At 68.3% G+C, this 17,337-nt stretch carries 18 protein-coding genes and 1 tRNA gene; 10 read left to right on the top strand and 9 right to left on the bottom strand.

The genetic code is table 11. The annotated features are described in order from the left end of the window. Positions 1-225: 225 nt before the first annotated feature. Positions 226-1,071, top strand: coding sequence for an S-formylglutathione hydrolase (gene fghA, locus WDC82_RS14995; protein ID WP_340118143.1), 846 nt, complete (start codon positions 226-228; stop codon positions 1,069-1,071). 6 nt (positions 1,072-1,077) lie between these two features. Beyond that, the gene (locus tag WDC82_RS14990) at positions 1,078-2,028 is read left to right on the top strand and encodes a fatty acid desaturase (RefSeq protein WP_340118142.1); all 951 of its coding nucleotides are present in this window, start codon (positions 1,078-1,080) and stop codon (positions 2,026-2,028) included. On the opposite strand, the gene WDC82_RS14985 is transcribed toward WDC82_RS14990, so the two are convergent. The 3 genes from WDC82_RS14985 to WDC82_RS14975 form a co-directional block, all read right to left on the bottom strand. Next, positions 2,025-2,666, bottom strand: a complete 642-nt coding sequence (locus WDC82_RS14985; RefSeq protein WP_340118141.1) for a polymer-forming cytoskeletal protein — start codon at positions 2,664-2,666, stop codon at positions 2,025-2,027. The genes WDC82_RS14990 and WDC82_RS14985 overlap by 4 nt on opposite strands. Positions 2,667-2,872: 206 nt before the next feature. Continuing rightward, positions 2,873-3,400 carry a PAS domain-containing protein gene (locus WDC82_RS14980; RefSeq protein ID WP_340118140.1) on the bottom strand — a complete coding sequence of 176 codons (528 nt, stop codon included), beginning with the start codon at positions 3,398-3,400 and terminating at the stop codon, positions 2,873-2,875. A gap of 198 nt (positions 3,401-3,598) precedes the next feature. After that, the gene (locus WDC82_RS14975) at positions 3,599-5,809 is read right to left on the bottom strand and encodes a PAS-domain containing protein (RefSeq protein ID WP_340118139.1); all 2,211 of its coding nucleotides are present in this window, start codon (positions 5,807-5,809) and stop codon (positions 3,599-3,601) included. 366 nt (positions 5,810-6,175) lie between these two features. On the opposite strand from WDC82_RS14975, the gene ppa reads away from it, so the two are divergent. The 4 genes from ppa (at position 6,176) to cbiB (ending at position 8,769) form a co-directional block, all read left to right on the top strand. After that, on the top strand, positions 6,176-6,721 hold the full coding sequence (gene ppa, locus WDC82_RS14970) for an inorganic diphosphatase (protein ID WP_340118138.1): 546 nt from the start codon (positions 6,176-6,178) through the stop codon (positions 6,719-6,721). Between the two features lie 111 nt (positions 6,722-6,832). Further along, a complete protein-coding gene (locus WDC82_RS14965; RefSeq protein WP_340118137.1) occupies positions 6,833-7,288 on the top strand; it encodes a hypothetical protein in 456 nt (151 codons plus the stop codon). Next, positions 7,285-7,746, top strand: a complete 462-nt coding sequence (locus tag WDC82_RS14960) for a hypothetical protein (protein WP_340118136.1) — start codon at positions 7,285-7,287, stop codon at positions 7,744-7,746. The genes WDC82_RS14965 and WDC82_RS14960 overlap by 4 nt, the downstream gene beginning before the upstream one ends. A 27-nt stretch (positions 7,747-7,773) precedes the next feature. Continuing rightward, positions 7,774-8,769, top strand: a complete 996-nt coding sequence (gene cbiB, locus WDC82_RS14955) for an adenosylcobinamide-phosphate synthase CbiB (RefSeq protein ID WP_340118135.1) — start codon at positions 7,774-7,776, stop codon at positions 8,767-8,769. A 4-nt stretch (positions 8,770-8,773) separates the two neighbouring features. Here the strand turns inward: cbiB and cobU are convergent, their stop codons facing one another. After that, complete coding sequence (gene cobU, locus WDC82_RS14950) at positions 8,774-9,319, bottom strand: bifunctional adenosylcobinamide kinase/adenosylcobinamide-phosphate guanylyltransferase (RefSeq protein WP_340118134.1); 546 nt, start codon at positions 9,317-9,319, stop codon at positions 8,774-8,776. Between the two features lie 296 nt (positions 9,320-9,615). On the opposite strand from cobU, the gene WDC82_RS14945 reads away from it, so the two are divergent. Then, positions 9,616-11,244, top strand: coding sequence for a hypothetical protein (locus tag WDC82_RS14945; RefSeq protein WP_340118133.1), 1,629 nt, complete (start codon positions 9,616-9,618; stop codon positions 11,242-11,244). A gap of 90 nt (positions 11,245-11,334) precedes the next feature. Here WDC82_RS14945 and WDC82_RS14940 read toward each other — a convergent pair whose 3' ends face one another. Beyond that, positions 11,335-12,603, bottom strand: a complete 1,269-nt coding sequence (locus WDC82_RS14940) for a tetratricopeptide repeat protein (protein ID WP_340118132.1) — start codon at positions 12,601-12,603, stop codon at positions 11,335-11,337. 700 nt (positions 12,604-13,303) lie between these two features. On the opposite strand from WDC82_RS14940, the gene WDC82_RS14935 reads away from it, so the two are divergent. Beyond that, positions 13,304-13,570 carry a hypothetical protein gene (locus WDC82_RS14935; protein WP_340118131.1) on the top strand — a complete coding sequence of 89 codons (267 nt, stop codon included), beginning with the start codon at positions 13,304-13,306 and terminating at the stop codon, positions 13,568-13,570. A gap of 169 nt (positions 13,571-13,739) precedes the next feature. Here the strand turns inward: WDC82_RS14935 and WDC82_RS14930 are convergent, their stop codons facing one another. Both WDC82_RS14930 and WDC82_RS14925 read right to left on the bottom strand, forming a co-directional pair. Then, the gene (locus tag WDC82_RS14930; protein WP_340118130.1) at positions 13,740-14,150 is read right to left on the bottom strand and encodes a hypothetical protein; all 411 of its coding nucleotides are present in this window, start codon (positions 14,148-14,150) and stop codon (positions 13,740-13,742) included. Positions 14,151-14,275: 125 nt separating this feature from the next. Next, the gene (locus WDC82_RS14925; protein WP_340118129.1) at positions 14,276-14,755 is read right to left on the bottom strand and encodes a hypothetical protein; all 480 of its coding nucleotides are present in this window, start codon (positions 14,753-14,755) and stop codon (positions 14,276-14,278) included. 263 nt (positions 14,756-15,018) lie between these two features. Between WDC82_RS14925 and WDC82_RS14920 the strand changes: the two genes are divergently transcribed. Together WDC82_RS14920 and WDC82_RS14915 are read left to right on the top strand one after the other, a co-directional pair. Beyond that, entirely contained in the window at positions 15,019-15,252 is a 234-nt protein-coding gene (locus tag WDC82_RS14920; RefSeq protein ID WP_340118128.1) for an RSP_7527 family protein, read from the top strand. A 157-nt stretch (positions 15,253-15,409) separates the two neighbouring features. Next, positions 15,410-16,015: a GNAT family N-acetyltransferase gene (locus tag WDC82_RS14915; RefSeq protein WP_340118127.1), complete on the top strand. Its 606-nt coding sequence runs from the start codon at positions 15,410-15,412 to the stop codon at positions 16,013-16,015. A 46-nt stretch (positions 16,016-16,061) separates the two neighbouring features. Here the strand turns inward: WDC82_RS14915 and WDC82_RS14910 are convergent. Continuing rightward, positions 16,062-16,137, bottom strand: a tRNA-Glu gene (locus WDC82_RS14910). Positions 16,138-16,233: 96 nt separating this feature from the next. After that, a complete protein-coding gene (locus WDC82_RS14905; protein WP_340118126.1) occupies positions 16,234-17,160 on the bottom strand; it encodes a DUF1194 domain-containing protein in 927 nt (308 codons plus the stop codon). Between the last annotated feature and the right edge of the window lie 177 nt (positions 17,161-17,337).

The raw sequence follows: 17,337 nt of genomic DNA, 5'->3' as shown, positions 1-17,337 counted from the left end.
TCAACAAGGGCTTCGACCTCATGCACGAGGGCAAGTCAATCCGATCGGTCGTCGTCTACTGAAACGCCAGGGTTGAACCCCGGCCTGCCGAGGCGAAGCGCGCTATTCGGAAAGGCCGGCAAAGGCGCTATCATGGCCCGAGTCTGGAAAGGCGAATCGGGGAACGGGCGGCGGGGTAAGCGCGTTTCTCGGATCTTCCGTAAGATCAGAGAGCTAGGGGCGGATATGGATCTGACAGTGAAGAGCCAGCAGCGCTGCTTCGAGGGGACGCAGGGCTTCTACAGCCACGAGTCGGCGCTGTGCGGCGGCACCATGAATTTCTCCGTCTACCAGCCGCCCCAATCGAGGGGCGGCAAGAAGGTGCCGCTGGTGACCTATCTTTCCGGGCTCACCTGCACCGAGGCGAACTTCACAGAGAAGGCGGGCGCGCAGCGGGTGGCCGCCGAACTGGGGGTCATGGTGCTGGCGCCGGACACCTCCCCGCGCGGCGCCGGCTATCCCGGCGAAGACGACGCCTACGACTTCGGCAGCGGCGCCGGCTTCTATCTCGACGCCACCCAGAAGCCGTGGTCGCAGCGCTACAACATGTACAGCTACATCACCAAGGAATTGCCGGCGCTGATCGCCGAGCACTTCCCCGCCGACATGGGCCACCAGGGCATCATGGGCCACTCCATGGGTGGCCACGGCGCGCTCACCATCCACCTGAAGAACCCGGGCACCTACAAGTCGGTCTCCGCCTTCGCGCCGATCGTCGCGCCCAGCCAGGTTCCCTGGGGTCAGAAGGCATTCCTCGGCTACCTCGGCAAGGACGAAGAGCTGTGGCGCCAGTACGACGCCTGCGCCCTCATCCGCCGGCAGCCGTCCGACGCGCTGCTGTTCATCGACCAGGGCGTCGAGGATCCCTTCCTCAGCGAGCAGCTGCTGCCGGACCTGCTGGTCGAGGCCTGCGAGGAAGCCGGTCAGCGGTTCGAGCTGCGCATGCAGGCCGACTACGACCACAGCTACTACTTCATCGCCAGCTTCATCGAGGATCACCTGCGCCACCACGCGAAGATCCTCTGCGGATGAGGCGCCATGGACGCAGCGGGCCCAGCGAGCGATAGCATCCGGCGCGATTCCCAGGGCGACCCCCGGAGCACTCCCGGCAAGCTGGCGCTGCGGTCGCTGGCGGCGCGCAGCGACCGCAAAGGCCTCGTCCGCCTGGGCGGGCACCTCGCCATGCTGACGGCGACCGGCTGCCTGCTGCTGTGGAGCCGCGGCACGCTGTGGGTGGTGCCGGCCCTCTTCGCTCACGGCGTCGTCCTGGTGTTCCTTTTCGCCCCGCTGCACGAGACGATCCACCGCACCGCCTTCCGCCGCCGCGCGCTGAACGATGCCGTGGCCCGCGCCGCGGGCTTCCTGCTGCTGCTGCCGGCCGATTACTTCCGGTGCTTCCACCTGGAACACCACCGCTTCACCCAGGACCGCGCGCGCGATCCGGAGCTGGCGGGCCGGCCGCTGACCAGCCGCATCGGCTACCTGCACCACGTTTCGGGACTGCCCTACTGGCGCGAGCGCATCGCCACGACCTGGCGCCATGCGCGGGGAAGCGTGACGGAGCGCTACGTTCCCGCACCGCGGCGCCCGGCCATCGTGCGCGAGGCGCGCTGGCATCTCGCCGGCTATGCGCTCGCCGCCGCCGCCAGCCTGGCGGCCGGCAGCACGCTGCTGCTCTGGCTCTGGGTGATTCCGGCGCTGGTCGGGCAGCCTTTTCTCAGGCTCTATCTGCTGGCCGAACACAGCGGCTGTCCCGAAGTGCCGGACATGCTCGCCAACAGCCGCACCACCCTCAGCAACGCCGCCGTGCGCCTGCTGTGCTGGAACATGAACCTGCACAGCGCGCACCACGCCTATCCGGCACTGCCGTTTCACGCGCTGCCGGCGGCCGACCGCCTGCTGGCGCCACAGATCGCCCTGCGCAGCCGCGGCTATGCCGCAGTGCAGCGGGTGATCTGGGCACGGCTCGGTGCAGAGAGCGCCCGCTAGCGGGCGATCATCTCCCGTTTTCTCTGTTCGAGGTCGGAGTCCGTCTCGGCCTTGGCCCGGCCCTCGGCCTGGGCCTTGCTGACGGCGGCCTTCGCGGCCTCGCGGGCATCCGGCTGGGGCGGCGCCTCTTTGCCGGAGGTTTCCTCCTCCGCCAGCAGGTCGACGTCGCCGCTGAGGCGCCCGCCCTGCTCGATGCGCAGCTCGCCGTAGCGCAGGCTGCCGCTGACCCGCCCGCCGGCGGTCACGGTCAGCAGGCCGCGTACGGTGAGGTCGCCGGTGAACACCCCGCCGATGCGCGCGGATTCGACCACCGCCTTGCCGTCGTAGACACCTCCGTCGCGCACGGCGAGTTCCGCCGCCTCCAGCGACGCCTCGACCCGGCCTTCCACCACCAGGGTGGTGCAGGACTGGATCTCGCCCTTGACGTGGATGCCCTCGCCGACGATCAGCGTGCCCTGGGAGGAGGCTTCCGCCGTTTCAGCCGGCGGCGCCTTGGCTGCCGGTTCAGGTCGGGCGAAGCCGGCGGTGCCGGCGCCGGGGCCGGGACGCGCGCCCAGGCCGGTGTCCGGGCCGCTTTCAGTGGCGGGGGCGACCGGGGAGGTACCCGGTGCGCGGCGCGATGGACTGATGAAACTCATGGTGGGCTCGTTCTCCCTCTCTGGAGGATCAAGGCTTTGGCGGAGACGCCGCCCCGATTCCTGGCGAATGGATTCTGCCGTAGCGGACGGCCGGTCCGACAGAAACTAAAGGACGAGGGAAACACGGTTGTGAGGCAAAAATTAGGCGGTTCCGCGCAATGCCGCCAGAAGCCCACACCCAGGGCCTTAGAACCAAACCCGGGACCTTAGAAACCGAGCGGCGGGTCGTTGGCGGGGCGCGGATAGCTCCAGGGTTCGGCCGTCATTTCGCTGATGCGGTCGCCCAGCATGAAGATCGCGCCGCCCATCAGCACGTCGACGCGCCGGCCGTCGCTCGACAGCGGCAGCAGCAGGCGCTGGGTCTTCCAATGCTCGCGGCCCGACACCAGCACGATCCCCTCGCGGTAGCGCGGCCCAGCCCCGCGGGCCACCTCGATGTGCTGGGCGACCGGGACCGGGGTGCCGGCATCCTTGTGGATGACGGTGATCGACTTGCCGCGCAGGGACATGCTGAAGACGTCCTCGACCAGCGTCCCCGCGAGGCGGAACACGAAATCCTCGGCGTCTCCGACGACGTCGAGCAGGAAGACGTTGGGCAGCAGTTCGGGAATATCGAGCGGATCGATGTCCAGACGCGAGGGATAGCCGCTTTCCCTGCAGCGTGAGCGCCAATAATCGTATAGACGACGCAGCTTGTTATCCGGCAGCGAAGCCGGATCGAAGGCCCGATTCACGGCCTCGCCCCCTGATATACCCCCAATTAAGAGGTAGCATACCATATGTTGTGAAAGTTGCGAGGCGATTTTGGGCAGTCGCCAGCGTCAACGGCAAACCGCCCGGCATCCGTCTCTACCGGCGGCTTAGCACGCCCCGCCGCCAGCACCAGACTGGGAGGATCGGCTGCGATCAGACTCCGCGATCAGACTGGGGGATCAGACTGCAGTGCCGAGCGCCCGCCGCGGCTCGAAGGGCACCGTGTTGCCCATCACGCGCTGGTGCGGGAACACGATGGTTACCTGCGTGCCCTGGCCCATCACGCTCTGCAGGGTCAGCGACCCTTCGTGCAGGTCCACCAGGTGGCGGGTAAGCGGCAGGCCGAGGCCGGTGCCCTCGTACTTGCGGCTCAGCGAAGAGTCGACCTGGCCGAAGGGGGCCATAGCCTTGGCGATGTCGACCTCGGCGATGCCGATGCCGGTATCCTCGACGTGCAACTCCAGGCCGCCGTTCTCGTCGGTGGTGCCGTAGACAACCACGCGGCCGCCCGGGTCCGTGAACTTCACCGCGTTGGACAGCAGGTTCAGCAGGATCTGCTTCACCGCGCGCGGGTCGGCCTTCAGGCGTGGCAGCTGGCGCGGGAAGCTGTGCTGCAGCATGACCCCCGCTTCCTCCGCGCGATCGCGCATGATGCGGAAGCAGGACTTGGTGCAGGCTTCCAGGTCGATGGCTTCTTCGTTCAGCTCGAACTTCCCGGCTTCGATCTTCGAGAGGTCGAGAATGTCGTTGATCAGACTCAGCAGGTGCGTGCCGCTGTCGTGGATGTCGATGGCGTACTCGCGGTAGCGCTGGTTGCCCATCGGCCCGAACAGCTGGTCCTTGATGATCTCCGAAAAGCCGATGATGGCGTTCAGCGGCGTGCGCAGCTCGTGGCTGACGTTGGCCAGGAAGTCGGACTTGGCGCGGCTCGCCAGCTCGGCCTCCTCCTTGGCAAGGCGCAGCTGGCGCTCGGCGCTGTAGCTGCCGGTGACATCGTCGTAGGTCGCCAGCGAGCCGCCGCCGGGCATCGGCCGGTGCACCACGCTGATCACCCGCCCGTTGGACAGGAAGTCCTGCACGGTGGTCTCTTCCAGGCTGGCGGCGGTGGCCAGGCGGCGGTGGCGCAGGGCGCGCGCCTGCTCCGACGACAGATTCTCCATGCGCGCGGTGTAGTCGAGGATCTCGGCCAGCTCGGTCCCCGGCTGCGCCATGCCGCCGGGCAAGTTGTAGAGATCGAGGAAGCGCTGGTTGCAGATGATCATGCGCTGGTTCACGTCGAACATCGCCAGGCCCTGCGCCATGTTGTCGAGGGCGGCGTCGAGCAGCACGTTCTTGTGGCGCAGTTCCTCACCGATGCTGCGCAGTTCGGATTCCCGGCGCCGCAGCTCGGTGATGTTGGTGCTGATCACCACGAAACCGCCGTTGGCGGTGCGGCGCTCGGCGACACGGAACCAGGTGCCGTCGCGCAGTTCGATCTCGAAGGGTCGGCCCGGATTGCGGAAGTGCTGCAACTGCTTGCTGATCCACAGATCGGCGCTGTCGTTGGCCTCCGGGAAGTTGCCCGAGCGCGCCGCCGCGGTGATCAGTTCCTCGAAGCGCATGCCGGGGATCAGCATGTCGCGCACGCCGGCATAGAGATCGCCGTAGCGCCGGTTGCACAGCACCAGCTTCTCGTTGGCATCGAACAGCGCAAAGCCGCCGGCCAGTGATTCGATGGACTCGCGCAGGCGCTGCTGCGCCGCCGCCGCGGCCATTTCGGAGCGGCGCTCGCGGAAGATGAAGGCGACCAGCACGACCGTCAGCGAGGCGACCACGATGACCACCAGGATGAGGGCGCCGCGGAAGCGCTCCAGGCTGCTGGCTTCCTCCTGCAGCATGGCCAGCGCGCTGGCGTTGGCCTCGCCGAACTGTTTGACGATGTCCTGACGCGCCGCCGCGATGCGCTCCGAGGCGAGGTCGAGCACCACGTCGGAATCCGGCGCCAGGCCCTGCACCCCATCCTTCAGCCACAGCTTCAAATCGGCTGCGACCGGGCGCAGGGTGCCGTGCATCGAGGCGATGCCCATCTGGTTGCTGAATGAATAAGCTTCGGTCATGTCGCGCACGCGGCGCTCGATGAGATCGATGCGGTCGACGATTGCCTGGCGGCGCTCGATGCTGGACTGGCCGCGCGCCTCGCGGATCGCCCGCTGCAGGGCGGCGAGGTCGTCGATCATGAAGACGACGTCGCGCTCCTGGCGCAGCACCTCGACGGGCAGCACCTGCTTCAACTTGGACACGCTGGCTTCGACGTAGAGGACGAGCGCCGTCGTGCCGATCAGCACCGCGGCGATGAAGGCCGCCGGCCAACGCGACAGAAGCGGACGCTTGTGGTTGTCCTTCACGCTCATCTCGTTCCACACCGCATCGCAAGACGCTGCTCATAGGCCCGGAGGACGGAGCCCGCCGGCACCGTCCTTGCGCCGTACTCCCCCCTTGCCGAACGGCACCGGGGGGTGCATAGAGCCACAGTTAATGTATCTTCACCTTCGCCCGCCGCCTCCGGGCGGAAAAATCGTCACTCTCGCCGATCGAGCCCGTACAGAGATGCGACAATTTATTATACGAATCAGTTGTTTGACCTGATCTTTTCGCTTGTGCGAAGTCTCGCGCTAACGGTTTATTAATAGGCCCGCGACGTTAACAATTGGTAAAGAGCACGAACCTCCGGCGGAGCGAAAAATGAGGCCGCCCCGCCGGATAACCAGGAGAAATCGTTGGATATCAGCAAAATTCCGGTCGGCAAGAACCCGCCCTGGGACCTTAACGCGATAGTTGAAGTGCCGCTCGGCGCGCACCCTGTGAAGTACGAGATGGACAAGGATTCCGGTGCGATCTTCGTCGACCGCTTCCTGCACACCTCCATGCAGTACCCGCTGAACTACGGCTTCGTCCCCCACACCCTGTCCAACGACGGGGACCCCGTCGACGTGCTGATCGCCAACAACATTCCGGTGATCCCGGGCGCGGTCGTTCGCGTGCGGCCGATCGGCATGCTGGTGATGGAGGACGAGGCCGGCGAGGACGAGAAGGTTCTGACGGTGCCGGTGGACAGCCTGCACCCCTACTACTCCAATGTCTCCTCGTACCGCGGACTGCCGCAGATCCTGCTCGACCAGATCGCCCACTTCTTCGCCCACTACAAGGACCTGGAAGCCGACAAGTGGGTGAAGATCAAGCGCTGGGCCGAGGCCGACGAGGCCTGCCGCATGATCGAAGCCGCGATCCGTGCTGACGCCGAAGCGGTGAAGAAGAAGAAGTGAGCTTCATAGCCTGCTGCGGAAATGCCTGCCTCCCGGCGCGGACGCATTCCGCGTGAAGGGCAAAGCTGCTAGCCTGACATACGACCTTAAGGCGCAGGAGCGAGACTGCACATGACGTTGAGGGGGCAGCGGCCGCTGCGTTTTGCCGTGGCGATGATCATCGGCCCGTCCTTGGCCGCATCTCTGATGGTTGCCCCGGCGGCGGCGACCTCTCTGGAGGAAGAGATGCTGGAGGCGGTGCGCAGCCTGCGCAGCGGCACGCTGTCGCCCGAAGCCACCGCCGAGAACTGCGTCGGGGCCATCGAGGATTCCGACAAGGAAGCCGACTATCGCGCCGTGATGGCGAGCTTCCTGGACGTGCCCCGAAGCGACGCCATTCCGGCCCTCTGCCGGGCCATCATCCGCAGTATCGTCGCCGGCACCCTTACCGAGGACAACCTGGCGCCGGTGCTGAGCGGCACGCCCAAGGACCGCGAGGCCGTGGAGGCCGGCCGCCTGCTGCGCACCGTCTACTTCGCGCATCACCTGGGCAACGCGCCGCCGCAGCGCCCGGAGGCCGGCCAATGAGGCTCTTCGCGGCGGTGGCCGCGCTGCTGGCCGTCACCCTGACGCTGTCGGCCTGCGCCACGCCGGACGGCAGCCCGCGCGAGATCAGAAGCACCCATCTGCCGACGATCCTGGAGCAGGTGCGCGGCCATCCCGAACGGCGCGAGACCGGCGAGGCCGCCTGCGAGCGCTCGCTGACCGCGAACGGCAGCGATCCCTACATCGACAGCTTTCTCGGCGGTCTCTTCGACGTCCCCGCCGAAAGGGCCGCCAGCGAATTCTGCGTCACCCTCGTAGAAGCCGTCATCGCCGGCGACCTCACCCGCACGGACATCGACGCCTTCAAAAAGCCGGCCGCGCTTCGCGGCATGGGTCCCCTGGGCACGCTGATGCGGTCCCTCCTCGCCGCCCAGGAACGCCTCTACGCCCAGCAGGCGCAGAAGCCGCCGCAGGCGCAGTCCTGCGGCTGCGGGCAGTAGGCGCGAGGGCGGCCCCGGCCAGGCACCATGTTCTGGGATCCTCTCCTCGGCGGGATCTGGGCGCCGGCCTTCACGCTGGCCATGCTGCTGCTCGCCATGGCGGCGGACCTCGTCATCGGCGACCCGCGCTGGCTCTACAGCCTCCTCCCCCATCCGGTGGTGCTGATCGGCAGGAGCATCGACCTCCTGACCCGGGCGCTGAACCGCCAGTCCCTCTCCCGCACCGCCCGCATCGGCCTGGGCGCGCTCTGCACCCTGGCGGTCGTCGCCCTGGCCGGCGGCCTCGGCGCCGCGCTGCACGCGCTGCTGTCCGGCCTGCCCTTCGGCTGGATCGCCGAGGGGCTCATCGCCAGCAGCCTGCTGGCCTTCCGCGGGCTCTACGACGCCGTGCGCGCCGTCGCCCGCGGGCTTGCCGAGAGTTTGGAGGCCGGCCGCACCGCCGTCAGCCATATCGTCGGGCGCGACCCCGCCAGCCTGGACCGCGCCGGCGTCGCCCGCGCCGCCGCCGAGTCCGCGGCCGAGAACTTCTCCGACGGCTTCGTGGCGCCGGTGTTCTGGTTCCTGCTGCTCGGCCTGCCGGGCCTCCTCGCCTACAAGGCGATCAATACCCTGGACAGCATGATCGGCCACAGGAACGCGCGCTTCGAGGCCTTCGGCAAGGTGGCCGCGCGGCTCGACGACGGCGTGAACTTCCTGCCCGCGCGTCTCGCCGGGCTGCTCATCGTGCTCGCCGCCCTGGTCCTGCCGGCGGCCTCGGCCGGCGGCGCCTGGCGCGCCATGCTGCGCGATGCGCCCCGGCATCGCTCGCCCAACGCCGGCTGGCAGGAGGCCGCGCTCGCCGGCGCTCTCGGCCTCGCGCTGGCGGGGCCGCGCCGCTACGGCGGCCAGGTGGTGGACGATCACTGGATGGGCGACGGCCGCCGCGAGGTCGGCGCCGAGGACCTCGCGCGGGTGCTCGACCTCTACCTGGCGGCCGGCGGCCTGCTGTTCGCCGCCGTGATGGCCGGGCTGCTGCTCGCCTGAGCGCTCAGGTCGCCGGCTTCCGAGGTTCTTTCAGGATCAGCGGCAGGCCGGCGGCGATGAAGACCACCGACTGCGCCGCCGCCGCCACGGCCTGGTTCAGCCGCCCGGCCTCGTCCCGGAAACGCCGCGCCAGCGCGTTGTCGGGCACGATCCCGAGGCCGACCTCGTTGGACACGAAGACCACCGGACCGGGCAGGCGCGGCAGCGCGGCGACGAGTTGCTCACAATGATTATTCACATCAAGATCGGCGAATAAAACATTGGAAAGCCAAAAAGTAAGGCAGTCCACAAGAATGACGTTGTCGGCTTGCGACTGCGCCAGCAGCGCGCCGGCGAGGTCCAGCGGTTCCTCGTGGGTGCGCCAGCGCGGGCCGCGCCGGGCGCGGTGGTGGGCAATGCGCTCGGCCATCTCGTCGTCGCCGGCGGTTGCCGTCGCGAGATAGACGCAAGGCCTCGGCCAGCTCTCCACCAGAGCCTCGGCATAGGTCGACTTGCCGGACCGGGCGCCGCCGAGGACGAGCGTGACGGGTGGTTGATTTGAAGCGGTCATGGTCTTGCAGCTAGGACTGGAATTGGCGAGAGTGCTGGCGGTCGCGGCGCCGATGCAGCCGTGTGGGCCTGTCGAGTGTGCGTTTCGCCGCGCGGCCTGTCCATAACCGCTGGCCTAGACTCGAGTCCAGGCAGTAGGTCTTTGGGCGTTGAGGAGCCCCCGGGGGGAGGCTATTGATTGCGACAAGAAGAATCAGGGCGGGCGCAGGCGGCGCCCGTCGAATTGGGGACGTTTTTATGATGCGTTTTCGCAAGCGGCGTTGCGACCAGGAGTTCAGGAATCGTCAGGCGGGCAGCGTGACAGGCCGGCCACTGCTGGCGGCGGCGCTGGCGGTGCTGCTGTTGCCCGCTGCGGCGATGGCACAGGACGGGGTCACCTTCTTTACCGGCCCGAACTTCACCGGCGCTTCCAAGACGCTGACGCTGGCGCCCGATCAGCCCTATGCGGCGCTGCCTTATGTCGGCGATGAACTGAACGACAAGATCGCCTCGCTGCGCGCCGATCCCGGCGTCGGCGTCATCCTGTTCCAGCGCCCCCACTTCGCCAGCCGCGACGACGCTTGCGGGCCCAACCTGGGCACGGCGCAGAACCCCGACGCCTGGTGGCTGGGCCTGACGGCCGACTTCGCGCCGATCACGGCGAGCGATGGGCTCTATGAGGCGGCGCAGACCGCGGACGACGATTATTCCTCGGTCATCGCCTACCGGCGCCAGTTCGGACCGCCGCCGGGCTTCCTGCTGCTGGAACGGCGCAGCTACTACAACCGCAGCTGCGACCGGTCCGAAGACCAGAGCTATTTCAACCGCCTGTTCGTGCCGGTCCCCAACCCGCCCCAGCGCGAGGCCTGCACCGACCTGACGACGCCCGCCGCGGCGCCCGGTGCCGGAGCCGATGCGCCGGCCTTCGTGCGCATCAGCGAGGCCTACGCCCTGCTGCCCGAGGCCTTCAGCCGCAGCTACCAGGGCATCGACCACCGCTTCATCCTCACGCTGTTCGACGGGCCGGGCTGCAGCGGCACCTCGATCACGCTGCCCAGCCTGGATAACGGGCGCCCCGCCGGCTACCGCCTGTCGGAATACGATTTCGACCGCAAGGTCCGCTCGGTGATGATCCGCTACCTGCGCGGCCCGCTGGATGCCTACATGCGCGAGGACGCGGCTCCGGCCGCCGCGGCCCTGGCGCCTGCCCCCGCAGCACCCGCGCCCACTGAACCCGCTGTGCAGGCGGCGCCCAGTGCCGCGGCGCAGGCGGCGCCCAGTGCCACGCCACCGTCCGAACCCAGCACGCCGCAGCAGCCGGCACCCCAGACGGCAACACGGGCCCAACCGGCCCCCGTGCCTGCCCCGACCGAGACGCCGGCCCCAGCGGCCACGCCTGCCCCGGTAGCCACGCCTGCCCCGGCGCCCACGCCGCAGCCGGCACCGCAGGCAGCGACGCCCGCGCCTGCCGCCCCCCCAGCTGCCGCAGCTGTGCCTGCCTCACCTGCGCCTGCCTCACCTGCGCCAGTCACACCTGCGCCAGTCACACCTGCGCCTGCCACGCCGGCACCGGTCAGCGGCGGCCTGCAGCCGGCGCCACCTAGCGCACCGGAACCGCAGCAGCAGGTCCTGCAGCCGGCGCCGCAGGTCCCGGTGGTACCGGTACAGCCGGTCCCGGCGCCCTCGCGGCCGGTCGGCCCGCAGCAGGAAACCTTCCGCTTCCCGGTGCACCAGGTCTACCGCCTGAACTTCTGCCTGGCCGACGAGCAGGGCTGCGGGGAGCCCGCCGCCAACGCCTGGTGCGAGACGCGCGGCTTCACCCGTGCCTCGCGCTGGACCCAGGAGGAGAACATCGGCGCCCTCTACCCGACCGTCTTCATCGGCAGCGGTTCAATCTGCGACAAGTTCCTCTGCGACGGCTTCGAGGAGATCACCTGTACCCAATAGGGGACGGCTGACCCTCGCAAGAACCCGCCATAAGAAAAGCCCCGCTCTCGCGAGCGGGGCTTTTTTGTCTTCCGGGCACGCCGCCGGGGATCAGGCGAGGGGGTCGCCGCCCTCGATCACCAGCAGGGTGAGGCTGTAGTCGCCCGGCTGGATCGGATCCCCGATTTCCATCGGGCTCCGTTCGACCGGGGTCCGGTCCACCGGATCGCTCGCCTCGGGATCCAGGCTGGCATCGTCGAGCGCGCCGCTCTGCGGCAGGGCCGTCTCCGGCGTGGCCGCCGGGGCCGGTTCGGTGCCGATCAGGCTGCCCGGTTCGAAGTCGGCCCAGGCCGGCGGCTCCATCAGCCGTTCGGCCGCCGCCAGAATGACGGAATCTTGCGGCCCGCTCGCCTGCGGCGCCGGCTCTGCCGACCGGGCGCCGGACTGCGGCGGATTACCGGCCGTCGGGGCCGGCGGCATGAACAGCGGCGTCGGCGCGCCCTCGGGCGGCGCCGGCGGCAGATCGTCGGGCGCCTTGGCGGCAGCCGGTTCCGCTACGGGATCTTCGCCGGGCGCATCAAGCGGTTCGCGGGCCACCGGCTCGAGCGGCGCGGCATCCGGAACGTTGGCCGGAACGCTGAGCGGCGCGTCCTGCGCGGCAGGGCCGGCCGTGGCCCGGGCCGTATAAGCGGCTTCCAGATTGCGCAGCACCGTGCGCTCGGAGCCCTGGCTGCCCTCGGTGTCGACGGCCAGTTCGGCGAGCACCGCGATGGCCTCGTCACGCTTGCCGTTCAGCGCCAGCGAGAGACCCAGGTTGTTGCGCGCCGAGGTGTTTAGCGGATCCTGCTCCAGCGCCTTGCGGTACAGTGCCTGGGCGGCATCGTGCGCGCCGGCCTGGTCCTGCAGGATGCCGAGGGCGTTGTAGGGCCGCGGGTCCTTCGGATCGCTGGTCATGGCGTGCTCGAACTCGATCGCGGCCAGCGCGACCTCTCCGCTCTCCATGTAGAGCTTGCCGAGGCTGTAGCGTGCCTCGTGATGGCGCGGATGACGCTCCAGCAGTGCGTTATAGGTCTGCACCGCGGCCTGCTGGCGGTTCATCGACGTCAGCAGCGCGGCGATTTTCATGAGCGTCTCCGGATCGTCCGGATCGATCTCGTGTGCCCGGGCACAGAGGCCGAGCGCCGTGACCATCTCGCCCTTCTTGGCCATGCGATCGCAATAGCTGACCAGGCGCTCCGCCCGGCTTCCGGGATCCTTGCCGAAGCCTGCCGGGGCCGAGCCTGTTGGTCCCTGCTGCTGGCCGGCGCAGCCGACGGTGAAGCCCGCCAATGCCAGAACGCCCGCGAGCCGCACAAGGCGGCCGATAGATCCTGTCATCATTCCTGATACTCCGCATCGCATTCGGGGATCGGGCCGTTCGTCTGGGCCCCCGCCTGATCGGCGGCGCGCGGTCCGCAGCGGCCGCGCATCTTCCACCACCCGCAAAGCATAGGGCGCGGAGCTTAAGGGAAGGCTAAGGCATTCAAAACATTTGACAGATGTCTTGCATTTCAAACGCCGGCAAGTTGCCGAAAATGAGAATTACTTTGTGGGAAAACTCATTTTTAATCTGTGCATGCGAACCTAGGCTGCGTGACAAGTAGTCCATCCTGGGTCCATTACGATGCTCGTACGCCTGATCCTCTTCATCTACTTCGCCCTCTGGGGCCTCACCGCCCTGATCGAGGAAGGCCCGCACCTCTCCTGAGGTTTGCCCTGAGAGTTGCCGGGACCGCCCTCGCCGCGAAGCAGCAGCGCTACCCCCTCGCCCATCCGGCCGCGGCGGCGGGTAGCCCTTCTCATCCCCGGAAGAAATTACACCGCGCGCCCGGCCTTTCTTGCTGGCGTGTCCCGGCGCATTTTAAGTAAATGCGTCCGATTATTCCGGTTAACTTGTTCGAGCCTGTGACATCGCTGTGTTCCCTGGCGAATTTGCCTGCACCCCACTTGCGCTTAACTCCACGGTAAGGATCATTACTTACCTTGGGTCTTGTGCGAAGCGGGAATGCCACCTCGGTGGTGCGATGGGAGTCTTGGACAAATGACAACGACAAACACAAAATTGGGACCAGAGCGGGGAACAGCGGCACGGCGGCAGCCGGAGGCGTCGGATGCGGCGCGTGTCGCGAAGCGGAAGGTGCTGGCGCTGCAGAGCGCGCGCATCCTCTCCTGGAAGTCCGTGCTGGTGGAGAGCCTGGGGCGCGAGTTGCATGCCCTTCACATTCAGCAGCAGGAGCGCGCCTTCATGGCGACTTCCCACGGGCTGAACTACGTGGCCCGGCAGCGCGAGACCACCGTGGTTCACTGAGGGCCGCGCCCCTGAGGGGCGACGTCCGGACCGGTGCCCCTGTGGGCCGGCTGGCCGATCCGACCCGAAGCATGAAACGAGAAAGGGCCACCCCGGCGGGCGGCCCTTTTTTCATGGCCGGCACGGGCAGTGCCGATCGGCACCGTCGCGGCCGCAGTTGTCAGGCAGCCTACTGGCAGCCGTAGGCGCTCCACATGGTGTACTTCAGTTCGTAGGCGACGCACTGGCGGATGCCGGCGGCATCGTGATCGTGCTGCTTGTAGCCGCAGGCGGTGTGGACGATCTCCTCGATGCGCCCACAGGCCTGGTGCGAGACGCCGGCATCCGTCGCGCCCGCTCCGCTGGAAGCCAGCGTCACCTCGCCAGCGCCGGAGAGCGCGGCATCCGCCGGCGCGGCGAACCAGCCGCTCGAGATTCCCACGGCCAGCGCGGCGATCGCCAGGCCGCCGGCCAGCGCCAGCGGCAAAGCACGCGGGATGGCGCGCGGCAGCGCGCGCACGCGTTCAACCCAGCCGGGGGACGCCCCGTGGCCGGCTGCGGCGGTCTCGCCCAACCTGTCGTCGATGGATACCATCGTCACTCCGCCTCGCCTCAAAACCTTGCCCATGAACTTGCGGGAACAGTCTACGAAGCGGCTGCTTAGCATTGCGTTAAGTCACGGATTTATGACGAATAATCGGGCCCGCTTCGCGCGCGCCCGACCGGTCAGGGACGTAAATCCGTCAGGTGGCGCAGGACACGGACCTCGCAGCGCCCGGTATCCTGGCCGCGCAGGGCATAGACCAGATTGGGGACCGCCAGGCGCTCCGGGTCATAGAGCCCCCAGAAGCCCCCGATCACCGCGCCGTGGACATAGCCGCCCAGGCGCACGATGAAGAGGTGCTCGCGCTGCTGGCGGAAGCGCCCTTCCCGGCACAGCCGGCTCAGCCCGCGGTCGAGGTCGAAGTCCTCGATCCGCTGGTCGTCCTCGAACAGCAGGTTGGAGGTCTGCTGCGGATTGACCGGCAGGCGCTTGACCTCCGGCACCGGCGGCATGCCGCGGACCTGCGGTTTTTGAGGGCCGACCGGCAGGGTTTCCGCCGCCCGGGCGGCGTTCTGGGCGCCCGCGAGCAGTCCGGCCCCGGCCCAGGCAAGGCCGAGACACAGGAGGCTGAGGCAAAGAGCGGCGAATCGGGCCCGGTTCATGGCCCGGAAGCTAAGCCGAAAGCCTTACCGGAGCGTCAAAGCCGGCAGCAGGGCGGGAATTCCATTCGCCTGCCTCCAGAGATCCGTTGGTCTGGAAACGGCTTTTGCCCGCTCAGCCATGCAGTCAGCGCATGACATTGCTGCATCGCAGCATTTCACTTGCAAGCCGCTCGAATCTCACTAATTTTTAACGGTGCGCTGCAACAGTGCACAGAGTTTAGGGAGGTGCTCCGCATGAAACCTCAAGAGAAGGATGTTTCGACATGCAGCACCAAAGCCAGGACCTCAGCATGGGGCCGACCGCCGGCAAGACCGGCATCCTCGTCAGCGGCACGGTGATCACCGGCGCCGAGATCGAACGTCACATCGCCGAAGGCAAGCGCATGCAGGCCGAGGCCATCGCGGCCTTCCTGACCGCCAGCTACCGCCGTATCGCCGGACTGTTCCACCGGCGCGGTGACAGCGGCGCCCGGACCGCGATGCCGCACCGCGCCTGAACGGGCCCTGCCGCCCAGTAACGCGCCCGCTTTACGGCACCAGTCGTCCAAAGACCGAACCTGCCGCCCCGGCTGCGCTGATGGAAGCGCGGCCGGGCGAGGCCCCTTCTCGGTCCGACGTCGACCCGGCGCCGGCGACCCTGCCGGAGTTTCACCCATGCTCGTCTTCCGCAAGCTGCTTGCGCACGAGACCGCGGTCCTGAAGGACCACTTGCTGCGGCTGGACGACGACGCGCGCCGCCTGCGCTTCGGCCACATCGTCGCGCCGGCGGTGATCCTCGCCTACGTCGATGCCATCCAGTGGGACCAGACCTGGATCGTCGGCGCCTTCGAGGGCAGCGTCCTGCGCGGCGTCGCCGAGCTGCGCGACTGCGGCACGCCGAACCCCTCCCCCAACAATCCGGACAGCCAAAAGACCGGCGAGCTCTCGGTGACGGTCGAGCCGGCGTATCAGAACCACGGCATCGGCACGCGCCTCTTGGAAGAAGCGCTGCTCATCGCGCGCAACCGCGGCTTCACCAGCCTCTTCCTGCTGTGCCTGCCGGAAAACGTGAAGATGCAACACGTCGCGCGCAAGTTCGCCGACCGGCTGACCTTCCAGGACGGCGACGTCGAGGTCCGCATCGTCGCCCCCCAGCCCGACCCCCTCTCCGTCTTCGCCGAGTTCTTCGGCGACGCCATCGCCCTCTGGGAAACGGCGATGGACCGGGTGAGCGCGCAGGTCAGCGGCAAGACCGACAAGACCCTGCCGAAGACGTCGTAACGCGTCTGGCGATGCCGGCGCGCTGAATTCATTTCATGTGAGGAAGTGGCGACCCCAGCGGGATTCGAACCCGCGTCGCCGCCGTGAAAGGGCGGTGTCCTAGGCCTCTAGACGATGGGGTCTTGAGAGCGGAGTGGATTTAGCCGCTCTGCCGCGGGAATGCAAGCCCATCCGGTTGAACGTCGCCGAAATGCCGCGGCAATCCGGGCCGCAACGCCTCACTCCGGCACGACTCCGCGCCGCGGCGGGCGGGGCCCTCCGAGGGCGGTCCGCTCCGCCGCCGCTTCCGGCATTTGGGCCAGCTCGGCGCCCGCTGCCACCGTGCGCCCGCCGGGCGCCCCGGGGGCTCCGGGACCTTCGGCCACCGGCACGCCGCCGATCTCCTTGATCAGCTTTTCCTGGATCGCCAGGGCGAACGACTCGTAGTCGTTGGCGGTCATCACGAAGGCGCCCTCGCCGCCGATCACGTTGGTCTTGTAGTAGTCGGCGACCGAGGTGTCCTCGTTGAGGATGGCCAGGCCGTTCACGGTGACGCCCTGCAGGATGGCCAGGTCGCGCAGGCTGTCCGGCGAGGCGCCCTGGTTGGCGCGGCCGTCGCCGGAGATGTCGATCACCTGGCGGGTGCCCGCGAAGGCGTTGCGGCTGAGTTCGGCGAGGCCGAACTCGATGGCGCCGCTGATCGCGGTGCCGCCGCCGTCGAGGAAGCGCGGTGTGTCGTCGATGGCCTCGGCGAAGGCCAGGATGCTGGCCTCGTCGGTCAGCAGCGCCCAGTCGACCGCCAGCTGCTGGCGGCGGTTGTCGGACCACTGGATCATCGAGACGGCGATGCCGCTGGTCCCGGTGGCGAGGATCGCGGCGATCACCGAGGGGTCCCGGAAGGCACCGGAGAAGCCGTGCATCTGCAGGTCGAACTCTTCGGGCGATACCGAGGAGGAGGTGTCGACCGCCAGCACCAGTTCCAGGCTGACCGGCTGCACCGGCCCCGGCACGATGGGCTCGAACTGGGCGGGCTCGAATTGCGCCCGGCCGGCCCCGGGGGCGAGCGCGGCGAGGAAGAGAAGTCCAGCGAGAACGCGCGCCGCACCGCCTCCCCGTGCCGGGCAGCGGCGGGCGCGAGGCCGGAAAGAAGCGCAGCGCACAGCCATGACCATAAGCCTAACCGTGGCGGCGGCCCCCTGTCTCTAAGAAGAGAGAGGGATAACCGGGGATTTTGTCGGGATTGTGGTGCGCAGGCGGAGGCAGGCGTCGGGATCGACCCCTTCAGGATTCCCCAATCGCACGCGACAGAGGCTCGGCCCCCGCCAAGCCCAAGGTTGTCGTCC

Source organism: Pelagibius sp. 7325 (genome assembly GCF_037652055.1).
Classification (GTDB): domain Bacteria; phylum Pseudomonadota; class Alphaproteobacteria; order Kiloniellales; family Kiloniellaceae; genus Pelagibius.
Note: the sequence above shows the minus strand (reverse complement) of the source record. Positions and strands in the feature narration are given on the sequence as shown.

What these genes read in the sequence shown, in the direction of transcription:
- fghA (WP_340118143.1), top strand. Translation starts at nt 226, where the DNA reads ATGGATCTGACAGTGAAGAGCCAGCAGCGCTGCTTCGAGGGGACGCAG.
- WDC82_RS14990 (WP_340118142.1), top strand. Translation starts at nt 1,078, where the DNA reads ATGGACGCAGCGGGCCCAGCGAGCGATAGCATCCGGCGCGATTCCCAG.
- WDC82_RS14985 (WP_340118141.1), bottom strand. Translation starts at nt 2,666, where the DNA reads ATGAGTTTCATCAGTCCATCGCGCCGCGCACCGGGTACCTCCCCGGTC.
- WDC82_RS14975 (WP_340118139.1), bottom strand. Translation starts at nt 5,809, where the DNA reads ATGAGCGTGAAGGACAACCACAAGCGTCCGCTTCTGTCGCGTTGGCCG.
- WDC82_RS14965 (WP_340118137.1), top strand. Translation starts at nt 6,833, where the DNA reads ATGACGTTGAGGGGGCAGCGGCCGCTGCGTTTTGCCGTGGCGATGATC.
- WDC82_RS14960 (WP_340118136.1), top strand. Translation starts at nt 7,285, where the DNA reads ATGAGGCTCTTCGCGGCGGTGGCCGCGCTGCTGGCCGTCACCCTGACG.
- cbiB (WP_340118135.1), top strand. Translation starts at nt 7,774, where the DNA reads ATGTTCTGGGATCCTCTCCTCGGCGGGATCTGGGCGCCGGCCTTCACG.
- cobU (WP_340118134.1), bottom strand. Translation starts at nt 9,319, where the DNA reads ATGACCGCTTCAAATCAACCACCCGTCACGCTCGTCCTCGGCGGCGCC.
- WDC82_RS14940 (WP_340118132.1), bottom strand. Translation starts at nt 12,603, where the DNA reads ATGATGACAGGATCTATCGGCCGCCTTGTGCGGCTCGCGGGCGTTCTG.
- WDC82_RS14935 (WP_340118131.1), top strand. Translation starts at nt 13,304, where the DNA reads ATGACAACGACAAACACAAAATTGGGACCAGAGCGGGGAACAGCGGCA.
- WDC82_RS14925 (WP_340118129.1), bottom strand. Translation starts at nt 14,755, where the DNA reads ATGAACCGGGCCCGATTCGCCGCTCTTTGCCTCAGCCTCCTGTGTCTC.
- WDC82_RS14920 (WP_340118128.1), top strand. Translation starts at nt 15,019, where the DNA reads ATGCAGCACCAAAGCCAGGACCTCAGCATGGGGCCGACCGCCGGCAAG.
- WDC82_RS14915 (WP_340118127.1), top strand. Translation starts at nt 15,410, where the DNA reads ATGCTCGTCTTCCGCAAGCTGCTTGCGCACGAGACCGCGGTCCTGAAG.
- WDC82_RS14905 (WP_340118126.1), bottom strand. Translation starts at nt 17,160, where the DNA reads ATGGCTGTGCGCTGCGCTTCTTTCCGGCCTCGCGCCCGCCGCTGCCCG.